The organism is Pseudarthrobacter sp. efr-133-R2A-89 (assembly GCF_030209315.1).
GTDB lineage: Bacteria > Actinomycetota > Actinomycetes > Actinomycetales > Micrococcaceae > Arthrobacter.
Window position 1 is genome coordinate 337,684 of the sequence record NZ_JARVSE010000006.1, and the last position, 13,748, is coordinate 351,431.

The window sequence follows — 13,748 nt, forward strand, 5'->3', positions numbered from 1 at the left end:
GGGATGGTCCTTAGATGTTGAAGGCCGGTTCCAGCACCTTGGAGAAGAAGCTCCGGGTGCGCGGTTCCTGGGGGTTGCTGAAAATTTCCTTGGGGGTGCCCTGTTCCACGATCTGGCCCTGGTCCATGAACACCACGGTGTCCGCCACGTCGCGGGCGAAGCCCATCTCATGGGTGACGATGATCAGCGTGGTGCCGGACGTGGCGAGTTCGCGGATGACGTCCAGCACTTCGTTGACCAGCTCGGGGTCCAGTGCGGAGGTCGGCTCGTCGAACAGCAGGATCTTGGGGTCCAGGGCCAGCGCCCGGGCAATGGCGACTCGCTGCTGCTGGCCACCGGAGAGCTGGCGGGGATAGGCACCGGCCCGGTCCTTGAGCCCCACCCGGTCCAGGAGTTCCAGGCCGCGGCGGCGGGCCTCCTCCTTGGACCGCCCCTGGGCCACGACGGGGGCCTCCGCCACGTTCTCCAGGGCAGTGAGGTGCGGGAACAGGTTGAAGTTCTGGAACACCATGCCGATGTCGGTGCGCTGCTTCAGGATCTCCTTTTCCCGCAGCTCGTGCAGCCGGTCGCCGCGGAGTTTGTAGCCCACCAGCTGTCCATCGATGGTGATGTGGCCGCCGTCCACCTTTTCCAGGTGGTTGATGGTGCGCAGCAGGGTGGATTTGCCGGAGCCGGAGGGGCCCACGATCACGGCCACCCCGCCCGGTTCCACGGTGAGGCTGACGCCTTTGAGGACTTCCGTGGGGCCGAAGGATTTGCGCACGCCGGTGATTTCCACCAGGCCGCGGGTGGCTGTGGGGGCGGTGAGGGTGTCAGTCATCAGGGGTTCCTCCGGTTGGGCACTGCCGCGTGGGTGGCGAAGAATTTGCGGGCCTTCTGCAGGGGCGTCAGCGGCAGGTTCCGCACCGCGCCCTTGGAGTAGTGGCGTTCGATGTAGTACTGGAAGACGCTCAGCACAGAGGTGATCACGATGTACCAGAGCGTGGCCACCAGCAGCAGCGGCAGGACCTGCTGGGTGCGGTTGTAGATGACCTGGACCGTGTAGAACAGCTCAGAGTAGGCCAGGACGTAGACGATCGAGGTGCCCTTGACCAGGCCGATGATTTCGTTGAAGGCGGTGGGCAGGATGGCGCGCATGGCCTGCGGCAGCACGATCCGGGTGGAGCGGCGCCAGGCAGGAATGCCAAGTGCGGCCGCGGCCTCCAGCTGGCCTTGGTCCACGGACAGGATGCCGCCGCGGATGATCTCCGCGGAGTAGGCGGCCTGGTTCAGGGTCAGGCCCAGGACGGCTGCCGCGAACTGGCTGATCAGCGTGGTGGTCTGCACTTCGAAGAACCGTACGTCGGTGAACGGGATCCCTAAGCTGATCTTTTCGTACAGGTAGCCCAGGTTGTACCAGAGGAGCATCTGGACCAGCAGCGGCGTGGACCGGAAGATCCAGGAGAACGTCCAGGACACCGAGACCAGCAGGGGCGAGGCCGAGAGCCGCATCAGCGCCAGGATGAAGCCCAGCACGAACCCGAGGACACCTGAGATCGCCGTCAGCTTCAGTGTTTCCACCAGGCCGTTGACCACGGACTGGGCGGTGAACCACTGGGCCACAACCCCCCACTCCCAGCGCGGGTTGGTGGCCAGCGACCATGCCACGGCCAGGACACCGAGCGCGACGACGGCAGTCCCCACCCCGCGCCACGGATGCTTGGCGGCCACCACACGGTAGGACGAGTAGTCCTTTGCCACCCGGGGCGCCGCCTCCGTGGCGGAGCCGCCGGCGCCGGACGTGCCTGTTCCTGCCGGCGGCGCTTCCGCCGCCGGTACCGGCTGCGACTGTTGGGACTGCGCCACCCCTGTTGCTGAACTCATGCGCCACCTCGCTTCTCGTGCTGGGTTTTCCTTGTGGGCCGCTGCCCGTCGATACGGGGCGTGGCGGCCGGTGCTGGCTGCAAATCTAGGACCGGCCGGAACGGGCCAGCAAGGCGGCAGGTTGCAATACTTCACGGGACTTCGCACGGCGTCATGCGTCGGTTTTTTGCGTCCCTTAACGCGCTGTGACGCGGCGTTAACGGCCGTGACCAGGCGCTCGACCGGCGTCGTCATGGCTGCCTAGCATGGGCAATCAACCCAGCCCCGGCCGTCAGGAGTACCCATGCCAGCCACCATCCCGGCCATCGTCTTCATCGGCGGCGGACCGCGCACGGCGGGCGTGCTCGAACGGATCGCGGCCAACCGGCCGGACGTCTTCGCCGGCCCGCTGCAGCTCCATGTGGTGGAACCGCACATTCCGGGTTCCGGCCGCATCTGGCGGTACGACCAGGACCCGGGCCTCCTGCTTAACTCCATGGCCGCGGACATCACCATGTTCACCGACGATTCCGTGGACTGCGCCGGACCCGCGGCCCCCGGTCCTGGCCTGGCCGAATGGGCCGCGGGCGTGCTGGATGCCTCCATCATCGACGTCCCGGACTTCCCGCAGCCCCTGTGGGACCAGCTCCGGGCCCTCACCGGCACTACGTTTCCCACCCGCCGGCTGCAGAGCCAGTACCTCGAATGGTTCTTCCGCCGCGCCGCCAAATCGCTGGGCCGCAGCGTCACCGTGCACCGCACCACGGCCGTTGGCATCACGCCCCGGCCCGGCGGCGGGCACGACGTCGGGCTGGGCAACGGCCGCACCCTGCACGCGGACATCGTGGTGACGGCGCTGGGCCACACGGATTCCCGCCCGGACGCCGTGTCCGCGGGGTTCTCGGACTTCGCCGCCCGGCACGGCGGCTACCACGCGGCACCCAGCTACACCACCGACGTCGACTACTCCCCCATCGCCCCCGGGCAGGACGTGATCGTCTCCGGGATGGGCCTGGCTTTCGTGGACCTGCTGGTCCTGCTCATGGAGGGCCGCGGCGGCAGGTTCCAGGAAACGTCCGACGGCGGGCTGCGCTACCTTCCGTCCGGGCGCGAACCACGGCTGTGGGCCGGCTCCCGCCGGGGCGTGCCCTACCACTCCAAGATTTCGGCAGCCCTGCGCGGACAGGCGCCGGGGCCGCTGCAGTTCTTCACGGCCGCTGCTGTGGATGCCCTGCTGGAGCAGCACGGAGAACTGGACTTCCGCCGGGACCTGTGGCCGCTCATCGCCAAGGAAGCCGGCTACTGCTATTACCGCGAGCTCCTGACGGGCACTCCCGAACGTGCCGCCATGGGGTGGAGCGAGTTCGCCGCCCGGTACGCGGAGCTGGACTGGTACAGCGGCGGGCGGGAAGCGCTGGTTGCCGCCGCGGTCCCCGACCCAGACCTGCATCTGGACCTGGAGCGGCTGGACCGGCCCTTCGACGGCCGCACCTTCACGGACCACCAGGACGTGCAGGACGCCGTGGCCGGCTACATCGAACACGACCTTGCCCTGCGTGACGGCCCGGACCATCCGGAGACGCTCGCCCTGTTCCTGGCCCTGCTGCACGTATATATGGAAGTGGGCCGGGTGGTTCCGCCGGAGCGGTTGAACGCGCGATCCCAGCAGGTAGTCCATGGCTGGTGGCACGGCTTCTTCAGCTTCGTCGATTCCGGACCCCCGCCGCACCGGCTGCGCCAGATGCTCGCACTGCACCGGGCCGGCCTGCTGCAGTTCCTGGGCCCGGGCCTGGACGTGACCGCCGACGAAACCACGGGGACCTTCGTCGCCACATCGCGGCAGTCCGGGGTCACGGTGCCAGCCACGGCACTGATCGAGGCACGGCTCCCGGCCACGTCCGTGGCACGCTCGCTCAACCCGGTGCTCGCCTCGCTGCACCGAACCGGTTTGGGCAGCGAACAGCAGCTGCTGACCTCGGACGGCATCCACTCCACCGGAAAACTGCTGGTCTCGGCCCGGCACCAGCTGGTGGATTCCGGCGGCGCAGCCCAGCCCGCCCTCTTCGCAGTGGGCCCGGGAACCTCCGGGTGGGGCGCCGGCGCCTTCGCCCGCCCGCACACCAACGCCGCACCGTTCCGGGAAAATGACGCCCTGGCCCGGACCATCCTCGGTGCTGCCCGGGACCTGGCCGGCGCGTCCGCCGCGGCTCCCGAAGAACCGGTAGCTTCAGAACCAGCAACTCCCGAGCCAGCCGCCGTCGGAAAGAACTGACCAGTGACAAGGAAAGACCAGTGACCGCAGAACCCGGCCTCCGTCCCAGGCCCCTGGACCCCAACGCCCTGACAGTCCTCAGCCTGCCCATGCACGATCCCCGTGTCCGCCCGCTCCTGGACGAGCTCGCCGTCGAATATGACACCCGCTACGGGGAACTGTTTGGCCGCGGCGCCGCGGCCGAGGAACTGAACCGCTACCCGGCGGCCGAATTCGAGGGCCCCCATGGAGCCCTGCTGGTGATCCAGGAAAATGGCGAGTCGATCGCCGGCGGCGCGTTCCGCCGGTACGACCCCGCCACGGCGGAACTGAAACGGATCTGGACCCACTCGGCCCACCGCCGTCGTGGTCTGGGCCGCGTGGTCCTCGCCGAACTCGAGGCCCTGGCGGCCTCCCGAGGCTACACCAGGCTGTACCTCACCACAGGGCCACGGCAGCCGGAGGCCAAGCACCTTTACCTGAACACCGGTTACCAGGCGCAGTTCGACCTGACGGCGGACCCGGAGACCATCGGCCCCCTGGCGTTCACCAAGGACCTGCCCGCGGGGCCGCCGAACTGACCGGGCGGGTACCGCCCATCCGGGGCAGCCCGCCGCTAAGCTAACGCCATGGCCACGAAAACCACAGCAGAGAAGCTTGCCACCATCCAGCAGGGCTACACGCTGGAGGGTGCCACCATCGAGCTGGGGGCCGCCATCATCGACGGCGAACTCCACAAGGACGCGCCGGTGCGGCTGCCGCTGGCCATGATGAACAGGCACGGACTGGTGGCCGGCGCCACCGGTACGGGCAAGACCGTCACGCTGCACATGATGGCCGAACAGCTGTCCACCGCCGGCGTCCCCGTCTTCCTGGCCGACATCAAAGGCGACCTCTCCGGGTTGGCAACAGCCGCCGTCGGGAGCGACAAACTGACCGCCCGCACCCAAAGCATCGGCCAGCCCTGGGCGGGGAAGGCATTTCCGGTGGAATTCCTGGCGCTTGGCGGGGACGGCAACGGTGTCCCCGTCCGCGCCACGGTCACCTCCTTCGGTCCCGTCCTGCTCTCGCGGATCATGGAACTGAACGACACCCAGGAATCCAGCCTGCAGCTGGTCTTCTATTTCGCGGACAAGAACGGCCTGGAGCTCATCGACCTTAAGGACCTGCGTGCCGTCATCCAGTTCCTCACCTCGGACGAGGGCAAGGACAAGCTGGAGGAACTCGGCGGCCTGTCCAAAGCAACCGCCGGAGTGATCCTGCGCGAACTTGTGAACCTTGAGGCGCAGGGGCTGGAGAAGTTCTTCGGGGAACCGGAATTCAACACCGCCGAACTCCTCCGCACTGCTCCGGACGGACGCGGCGTGGTCACCTGCCTGGAGCTGCCCACGCTGCAGACCAAGCCCATGCTGTTCTCCACCTTCCTGATGTGGCTGCTGGCGGACCTGTTCGAGGACCTGCCCGAGGCCGGCGACCTGGACAAACCCAAGCTCGTGTTCTTCCTCGACGAGGCCCACCTGCTCTTCAACGGCGCCTCCAAGGCCTTCCTGGACGCCATCACCACCACCGTCCGGCTGATCCGGTCCAAGGGCGTGGGCATCTTCTTCGTCACCCAGACCCCCAAGGACGTGCCCGCCGACGTCCTGGGCCAGCTGGCCAACCGGGTGCAGCATGCCCTGCGCGCCTTCACCCCCGAGGACGCCAAGGCGCTCAAGGCCACGGTGTCCACCTTCCCGGTCAGCGACTACGACCTCGAGGAAACCCTGACCTCGGCCGGAATCGGCGAGGCCGTCATCACCGTCATGAATGAGAAGGGTGCGCCCACGCCCGTGGCCCTCACCCGGCTCCGCGCGCCGGAATCCGTGATGGGGCCTGCCGAGGACGCCCTGGTGCGGAGCACGGTGGCCGGCTCCGCACTGCTGGGCAAATACGGGACGGCCGTGGACAACCCGTCCGCCTATGAAAAGCTCACCGGCAAGGCGGCGGCACCCACCGGCAAGGCGGCGGCACCCACCGGCCCGGCCGTACCCGAACCGCCCGCCGATGCACCGGCCGGCCAGTCCGCGCCGGCGGGCTACGACGTTGATGCCGAGGCCCGCCGGATCGAGGAGGAAATCCTGGGCCGGCCCAGCAGCAGGCCCGCGCCAACCCCGGCCCCCGCGCCCCGCGCTCCCCGGCCGCCCGCCGACCCGCAGCCGCAATCCCAGCCCGGCGGGGTGATGGGGGATCTGGGTGGTGTGCTCGGCGGCGCCCTGGGTGGCGGCCTGAAGAGCATGGCGCGGTCCATGGGCACCCAGTTGGGACGCGAACTGCTCCGCGGCGTGTTCGGCACCTCGTCCACCCGGCGCCGCCGCCGCTGACTCCGCTGCCGCCTGGCAGCCGGTATGCCCCGCGCGCCGACGGCAGGCCGCGCCCGCTGACCCTTGCCGGCCACCCGCCGTCGGGCCTTATCGGTGTCCCGCCCGCCGGATTAGGGGGACACCAACTTTAGAGTGCGTCCGCACTGCCGTTACTGTAAGAAACGTGCAGATGAGTCAAGCGTTGGTGAGGATCGCGGCCGGATGGCTGCTGGGCCTCATGCTTGCCATCGCCGGAGCCGTCGTGGCCATCAATATCGTGAACAACACCGTGGCCAGTCCGCAGCAGCCCGTCAGGGAGTACCTGGACGCGCTCAGGAGCGGTGACGGCGGACGGGCGCTGGGCATCCTGCGCGCCACTGTCCCGCCCGGCAACGCCGCGATGCTTGACGGAAGCGGGCTTCAGACGGCGGCGTCCCGGCTGTCCAACGTCGACGTCGGCGATCCCGAGGAACGCCCCGGCGACCAGGTGATGGTGCCCCTTGAGTACACGATCGACGGCAGCCGGCTCCGCACCGAATTCCTGCTGCAGAAGACCGGCACCGAGTGGCTTTTCTTCAACACCTGGGCCTTTGTCCCGTCCCGGCTGCCCACGGTGGACATGACCGTGGTTAACGGCAATGAGGCCACCGTCAACGGCGTTCCGGTAAATATGCCGGGCGGCCGCAACTCCTTTGCCGTGTTCTATCCCGGCGAGTACGAGGCATCCCTGAACGGGCAGTACTTCTCGGCGCCCGCCACCCGCGCCACCGTCACCTCCAAGGACGCCCCGGTGGCTCCACTGAACCTTTTGACCCAGGCCACGGACAAGCTGAAGAACGATGTTGCGGCCAAGGTCCGGGAATTCCTTGACGGCTGCGCGGCAGAGGCAGTCAAGGAACAGAAGCTCCAGCCGGATTGCCCCTTCTACTACGCCAGCAACAACAGGGTCCAGGACGGCAGCATCAAATGGACCGTGACTGAGTACCCGGGCGTATCGGTGGAACCGTTCGACGGCCGCTGGGTGGTGGCGCCGCTGGACGGCAAGGCCAAGGTGGAGGCGCTCCAGCAGAATGCCTTTACCGGGGCCTGGTATCCCCTGGACGCGGAAGTGGACTTCAGCTTCACCACCCGTTTGGACGTCTCCGGTGACACCGTCAAGGTCACCCCGATGCTGAGCTTCTAGGCCCCTCCCCTCCCCGCCGCGTCACGCCAGGCACGCTTTCAACAGGGGCGCATGACGCAGCCCCTGAGTTTGCGGGGCTGCGGCGGCCCAGGGACCGTAAAAACGTGCTCCGCGTGACGCCGCCGGCAAGTTAGCGCCGCCGCCGCAGGACGGCCAGCACCTGCTCCACCATCGCCTGCGGCCCGTACACAACGTCGGCATAGTAGTAGCGGAGGGCTGTATATCCCTGCAGGACCGACTCATTGTTTCGGCGATGATCCTTTTGAACCTGTTTCCACTCCGCGTGGTGCCTCTCGTCCAGTTCAACGACCAGCCATCCGTCCAGCAGCAGGTCCACATACCCCACCCGCTCGAGGTACACCTGCGGTTGCACCTGGATTCCCGCCTGCCGGAAGTATGTGCGTGCCAGCGTCTCGAGGAGGGAATCCGCCCCGCGATCCACCCAGTCCAGGACCGCCCTGGCCTTTCCGTTGCGTTTTCCCGGCAAGCGCTGGCGCAGTCGCAGCACTGGAACAGGTCAACAACTCCCGGTTTCGCAGCACGGCAACCAAGTCCGGAGGCGCCGTCGGAAGCGCATACAGACCCCGGTCCGGTTGCAGGACCCCCGCCCGTACGGCCCTCCTGAGGGCGGCGTCATCCACTCCCATTCTGGCCAGTGCGGGTCTCCGTGCGGCTCCGCCGCAGACTTCCAAGGCTCTGAGGGCATCCACCCGGCCATGGTGCCCCGCTTCTGACGGCCGCCCATACCCCGGCGCCGCCCTATGTGGACAGCGGAGGATCCGGCCAGCGTCACGCACAGCACGCTTTCAGCGCCGGCGGTCTGCGAAAAGCCCGGAATTCCGGGACGGCCGCCATGCCGGGAAACGCGAAAGGCTGCCTCCCGTGACGCGGAGTCACAAGGAAGCAGCCTCTCAGCAAACCAGAGGCAGTATCAGTCCATTCCGCGGAGGTCCAGGACCAGCTCGGTGTCGCCGTCGGCCTGCAGGACCACCGGGATGCCCCAGTCCTGCTGGTAGAGGTGGCAGGCTGCGTGGTCGGGGATCTCGCCGTCCTCGGTCTCGGGTCCGTCGCAGGCCGCGGCACGGGCGGTAATGTGCAGCACGCCTTCCGGGACGTCGGGCGACAACTCAAGGGTGCGCAGCAGCCCCACGGACGTCCCGCCGCCGGAGACCAACAGCTCGGGCGGGGTGGAGGAGATCTTCAGCTGGGTGGGGTCTCCCCACCTGTCATCGAGCTTCTGCCCGGTGGGAGCCGTGAAGCGGACCGTCAGTTCCAGCGGGCCCGAGGCCACGGGGCTCTTGGGCCGCTGGGTCTGGGATGCGCCTTCATCCACCTGCTGCGCTTCCTTGGGAATGGGAACGTACACCAGCTGGTGCTTGTTGGCCTCCACCACCACCAGCAGCGGCTCCGAGCCGGCGGACTGCGTGTGGTCCACGATCACGTCGGAGGGCTCAGCGAGGCCACGTGCCAGCGTGGACACCGTGCCGGACGCGGGGTCGTACCGGCGCACGGCCCCGTTGTAGGTATCCGCAATGGCCACGGAACCGTCGGGCAGGACGGTCACGCCCAGCGGGTGCTGCAGCCGGGCCTCGGCGGCGGGACCGTCGCGGAAACCGAAGTCGAACAGGCCCTTGCCGACGGCGGATTCAACCGTCACCGAGCCGTCCTCGCCAACGACCAGCTTGCGGATCGCGGACGTTTCGGAGTCCGCAACCCAGATGTTGCCGTCGGCGTCCTCGGCCAGGCCGGAGGACTGGGCGAACCAGGCTTCGTGGGCCGGACCATCCAGCAGTCCTTCCAGCCCATTGCCCGCCACGATGGAGACGGCACCGGTCAGGGGATCGAAGCTGAAGATCTGGTGGGTTCCGGCCATCGCCACCACCACCGCGTTCAGTTTGCGCGACCAGACAACGTCCCACGGTGAGCTCAGCGAGACCTCAAGGGGGTGTCCGCCCAGGCGTCCGGTGAAGCCGGCTGCCTCTTCGTCCACCCGCGCGGGTCCGGTCTCCAGCAGGCGCTGGATGCCGTTCCCGGCCAGCGTGGAGGCTTTGCCTGAGCTGAGGGACAGCCCGCGGAGGCGGTGGTTCACTGAGTCCGCTATGACGACGTCGTACCCGGCTTTGGCTGCCACATCTTCCGGGAGGAGCACCAGGCCCTGCGGCTCGTTGAACCGGGCGGTGGCATCGTCACCGGCGGCCGGACCGTCGGCGTGGCCCTTGGTGCCGGAGCCGAAGGTGGCCAGGACAGTCGTGAAGTCCGTACCGAGCTCCACCAGGCGGTGATGCCCGGTGTCGGTGACCAGCCAGGAACCTTTGGCGGCGGCATCCGGGGAGCTGCCGGCGACGGACGTTTCCGACACGGCCGTGGAGCCGCGGCCCGGCGGCAGGAACAACGCCTTGCCCGGGAAGCGCAGCGTGCCGGAGGTCGCCTCGGGCGCCACGTACGGGCCGGAACCCCGGTGGAGGGTGCCCTTGGCCTCGTGTTCGGCGATGAGTTCGGGGATCAGCACCGCCAGCCCGTCCGCGTGGCCCTCGCCGGACAGGTGCGCCACGATGTAGCCCTCGGGGTCGATGACCACCAGGGTGGGCCAGGCGCGGGCAGTGTAGGCCTTCCAGGTGTCCAGCTCGGGATCGTCCAGGACGGGGTGGTGGATCTCGTACCGCTCCACGGCGGCGGCCAGCGCCACCGGATCCGCTTCATGCTCGAACTTGGGCGAGTGGACCCCCACGGTGACCAGGACATCCGAGTACTGCTCTTCCAGCGGCCGCAGCTCATCCAGGACATGCAGGCAGTTGATGCAGCAGAAGGTCCAGAAGTCCAGCAGGACGATCTTGCCGCGCAGGGCTTCGAGGTCCAGGCTCTTGCCGCCGGTGTTCAACCAGTTGCGGCCCACCAGTTCGGAGGCCCGGACCCGGGCGTGCGTGCGTACGGTTTCGCTCATCAGCGTCCTTCCAGCTTGTTGCGGTCAGCCAGCTTGGCGTCGCGTTCAGCCAATTTGGCAAACATATCGTTGTAAGCGGCCAGATCGGCGTCGTTATTCCTGTCCGCCGCCCGGTCCACGCGTTTTGTCTCCCGCTGGTCCGACCTTGACCACATAATGGCGACGCCGATCGCCACCAGGAGCGTGGGCACCTCGCCGATGCCCCAGGCCACAGCCCCGCCTGCTTGCTGGTCACCGAGGGCGGAGGGCCCCCAGGCGCGCCCGAGGTTGCCGAAGTAGTCGGCCGCCAGCAGACCGGTGCCACCCATGATGGAGACGCCGAAGAAGGCATGGAACCCCATGGTTGCCAGGAGCAGGAGGAGGCGCATGGGGTAGGGCGCCCTGCGCGGCAGCGGGTCCGTACCGATCATGGTCAGCACGAAAATGTAGCCGGTGAGCAGGAAGTGCAGGTTCATCAATTCGTGGCCCACATGCTCGCGCATTGCATACCCGAACAGGTCCGAGTAGTAGAACAGCACGATCGAGCCGGCAAAGTTAGCGGCCGCAAACAACGGATGCGTCACCAGCTGTGAAAACTTCGAATGCACGAAAACCATCAGCCACTCGCGCGCGCCCCGGGAGCCGTCACTGCGGGCGGGCAGTGCCCGCAAGGCAAGTGTCACCGGCGCTCCGAGCACCAGGAAGATCGGCGCCACCATGGTCAGGGCCATATGGTCCACCATGTGCGCGGAGAAGAGGACTCGGCCGTAGACCGACGGCGGCCCGGACGTTATGTACGTCAGGACAACCAGGCCGATGACCCAGTTCACGGAACGGAACCACTGCCAGCTGTCGCCCCGGCGGCGGACCTTTGCCACGCCCAGGAAATAGGACACCAGGCCGAAGAGGGCCACGGCGACCCAGAGCCAGTCCAGCCGCCACTCAGTGAGCCAGCGTTCCGGCGTGAGTTCCGGGGGGAGTTCATAGCCGCTGAGGATGAAGGCCGGGGAAGCATCCGGCGCCAGCGTGGTGGGCTGCGGCGGGGCGGACCGGCCCAGCGCCACGGCGATGCCGGAGGTGGCACCCATAACCAGCAGCTCGGCCAGGATCAGCTGCCACAGCACCCGCCGGGAGGACATGGCGGCGGCCTTGCGGCCAAGCTGCGGAATGACCCACTGGCGGTGCATGAAGCCAATGCCGCCCAGCACCACGGCCCCGGCCGTCTTGGCAAGGATCAGCTGGCCGTACGCCGATCCGAAGAGGTCTGCCCAGCTGGTGACGCGGATGTTGGCGTTGATGATGCCGGAGGCGAAAACCAGCACGAAGGCGAAGCCTGCCAGTGTGGAGAAGCGGCGGAGGGTCGGTTCGGTGATATCGGCTGCCGTACCGGCCTTGGGTCCGGTGAGGATGCCGGACAGCATGGCCAGGATAATGATGCCGCCCACCCAAGTGCTCACGCCCACCAAGTGCAGGCCCAGCGAGTTGATGGCCCCTTCGTGGTCTGAGGAACTTGACGAGTGCCCGATCAGGGCTGCCGGGACCAGGCCGACGAGGGCCAGGATGAGGGTGAGGAACAGGCCGCCGGTGGACCTTACGCCAAAGAGCGCGGTTGTCACTACGGCGGCGATGATGGTGACGGCGAGCCACGCCCGGCCCGTTTCGATATCCGTCATGAAGTACACCAGGGCTTGGGTGAACGCGGGGTCCCCGGAGAGCCCCTGGCCCGCAACATCGGCGTAGGTGAGGACCAGGACAGCAATGGCGGATAGCGTCCACACTGCGCCCGCTGCGGCTGCCACGGCCAGGACACGGGTGAAGGCCGGGTGCTCGGGGCCTGCATCCCGGGATGTTTCCCGGTCGCGGCTGCGGGCGTTGAGGTTCTTGGGGAGGATGCCGACGGCGAAAATCAGGCCGCCAACGACGGTGGCCAGGGACACGTTGTGGATGGCCTTGCTGATGGGAAGGCCCCACCGGACCAAGGCGCCGGGATCCGCGACGCTGCGGGCTGCTGCCGCGCCGGAGAAGAGCAGTGCTGCCGTGAGGCCCAGGATGAGGGCTGCCAGTCCCGCCAGCTGCCAGGGCAACGGGATCCCCCTGATCCCGGCGTCCCGGACCGGGGCTCCCTTGCCAGGTTCGGACTGGGGCGCGGTGGAACGGGGTTTTGCGGCAGAAGACACCATTCCATTGTCCGCTACGCCTGCCCGGGCGGCGAATCCGGCTTAAAGCCAAGGAGCGGCAACCCATGGGGTTGCCGCTCCTTCCAGCCGGCTGCGCGCCGGACAGGGAGAATGCTCTACTTCTTGGAGACAGCAGCCTTCAGCTTGGAGCCGGCGGTCAGCTTGACGCTGTGGCCTGCTGCGATCTGGATGGTTTCGCCGGTCTGCGGGTTGCGGCCGGTGCGAGCGGCACGGTCGGTGCGCTCTACGGCGAGCCAGCCCGGGATGGTGATCTTCTCGCCGGCGGCGACAGAAGTCTCGAAAACCTCGAACAGAGCGTCGAGGACGGAGTTGACGGCAGCCTGGCTGGTGCCGGCCTTGCCAGCTACCTCTGCAACAAGTTCACTACGGTTCTTAGCCATTTATGTCCTCCTGGACGATTCTTGATTCTGAAGCCTGCACGCGGCATGCGCGCAAGCCACTGTTCGAAAACTTACCAGCTTGGGACGTTCCGATCCGCAAATTCCGCGTGTTTCCGCGACTTTTTGAGGTTAATCACCGAATTCGGAGGCTATATCCACCCCTTCACGGGGGTGGGTGGTGGTGTTTTTAAATGTGGGAGGCCCCAACCGTGTTGGTTGGGGCCTCGACCAGTGGTGTGTGTCCGGCGGTGTCCTACTCTCCCACACCCTCCCGGGTGCAGTACCATCGGCGCTGTGGGTCTTAGCTTCCGGGTTCGGAATGGGACCGGGCGTTTCCCCCACGCTATGACCGCCGTAACCTTGTTACCCGTCCCAACCCTGGGGGTTGGTGGGAAGACTGTGGTTACAACATGTGTGGTGTTGTTATTCAGTTGTTGGTTCCGTGCCGTAACAAAGCCCCGGGTGTTGCGGGGTTGTTGGTTGGGAACCACATAGTGGACGCAAGCAGAATTTGTATGTATCTGTGTGGTGTAAGTTGTTGGCCTATTAGTACCGGTCAGCTTCACGAGTCGTTAGTCCTCGCTTCCACATCCGGCCTATCAACCCAGTGGTCTGGCTGGGGGCCTCTCACACAT

General features: G+C 67.3%; 10 protein-coding genes and 1 rRNA gene. 4 read left to right on the forward strand and 7 right to left on the reverse strand.

All coding sequences use genetic code 11. The annotated features are described in order from the left end of the window. Positions 1–10: 10 nt before the first annotated feature. Together QRM95_RS13160 and QRM95_RS13165 are read right to left on the reverse strand one after the other, a co-directional pair. On the reverse strand, positions 11–820 hold the full coding sequence (locus QRM95_RS13160) for an amino acid ABC transporter ATP-binding protein (protein ID WP_109045431.1): 810 nt from the start codon (positions 818–820) through the stop codon (positions 11–13). Continuing rightward, on the reverse strand, positions 820–1,863 hold the full coding sequence (locus QRM95_RS13165) for an amino acid ABC transporter permease (RefSeq protein ID WP_285248014.1): 1,044 nt from the start codon (positions 1,861–1,863) through the stop codon (positions 820–822). The genes QRM95_RS13160 and QRM95_RS13165 overlap by 1 nt, the downstream gene beginning before the upstream one ends. A gap of 283 nt (positions 1,864–2,146) precedes the next feature. On the opposite strand from QRM95_RS13165, the gene QRM95_RS13170 reads away from it, so the two are divergent. The 4 genes from QRM95_RS13170 (at position 2,147) to QRM95_RS13185 (ending at position 7,615) form a co-directional block, all read left to right on the forward strand. Then, positions 2,147–4,114, forward strand: a complete 1,968-nt coding sequence (locus QRM95_RS13170; RefSeq protein WP_285248015.1) for an FAD/NAD(P)-binding protein — start codon at positions 2,147–2,149, stop codon at positions 4,112–4,114. A gap of 20 nt (positions 4,115–4,134) precedes the next feature. Beyond that, positions 4,135–4,674 (forward strand): GNAT family N-acetyltransferase, encoded by a 540-nt coding sequence (locus QRM95_RS13175; RefSeq protein WP_285248016.1) that lies wholly within the window; start codon positions 4,135–4,137, stop codon positions 4,672–4,674. A 48-nt stretch (positions 4,675–4,722) separates the two neighbouring features. Beyond that, the gene (locus tag QRM95_RS13180) at positions 4,723–6,453 is read left to right on the forward strand and encodes a helicase HerA-like domain-containing protein (RefSeq protein ID WP_285248017.1); all 1,731 of its coding nucleotides are present in this window, start codon (positions 4,723–4,725) and stop codon (positions 6,451–6,453) included. 169 nt (positions 6,454–6,622) lie between these two features. Further along, on the forward strand, positions 6,623–7,615 hold the full coding sequence (locus tag QRM95_RS13185; RefSeq protein ID WP_285248018.1) for a hypothetical protein: 993 nt from the start codon (positions 6,623–6,625) through the stop codon (positions 7,613–7,615). 130 nt (positions 7,616–7,745) lie between these two features. Here the strand turns inward: QRM95_RS13185 and QRM95_RS13190 are convergent, their stop codons facing one another. The 5 genes from QRM95_RS13190 to rrf all read right to left on the reverse strand — a co-directional run bounded on the left by QRM95_RS13190 (position 7,746) and on the right by rrf (position 13,470). Further along, the gene (locus QRM95_RS13190; protein WP_285248019.1) at positions 7,746–8,123 is read right to left on the reverse strand and encodes an endonuclease domain-containing protein; all 378 of its coding nucleotides are present in this window, start codon (positions 8,121–8,123) and stop codon (positions 7,746–7,748) included. Between the two features lie 423 nt (positions 8,124–8,546). Beyond that, complete coding sequence (locus QRM95_RS13195) at positions 8,547–10,556, reverse strand: NHL domain-containing thioredoxin family protein (protein ID WP_285248020.1); 2,010 nt, start codon at positions 10,554–10,556, stop codon at positions 8,547–8,549. Continuing rightward, positions 10,556–12,715, reverse strand: coding sequence for a bifunctional copper resistance protein CopD/cytochrome c oxidase assembly protein (locus QRM95_RS13200; protein WP_285248021.1), 2,160 nt, complete (start codon positions 12,713–12,715; stop codon positions 10,556–10,558). The genes QRM95_RS13195 and QRM95_RS13200 overlap by 1 nt, the downstream gene beginning before the upstream one ends. A gap of 113 nt (positions 12,716–12,828) precedes the next feature. Next, positions 12,829–13,113, reverse strand: coding sequence for an HU family DNA-binding protein (locus QRM95_RS13205; protein ID WP_011693739.1), 285 nt, complete (start codon positions 13,111–13,113; stop codon positions 12,829–12,831). A gap of 240 nt (positions 13,114–13,353) precedes the next feature. Continuing rightward, positions 13,354–13,470: ribosomal RNA gene (gene rrf / locus QRM95_RS13210) — 5S ribosomal RNA — on the reverse strand. Between the last annotated feature and the right edge of the window lie 278 nt (positions 13,471–13,748).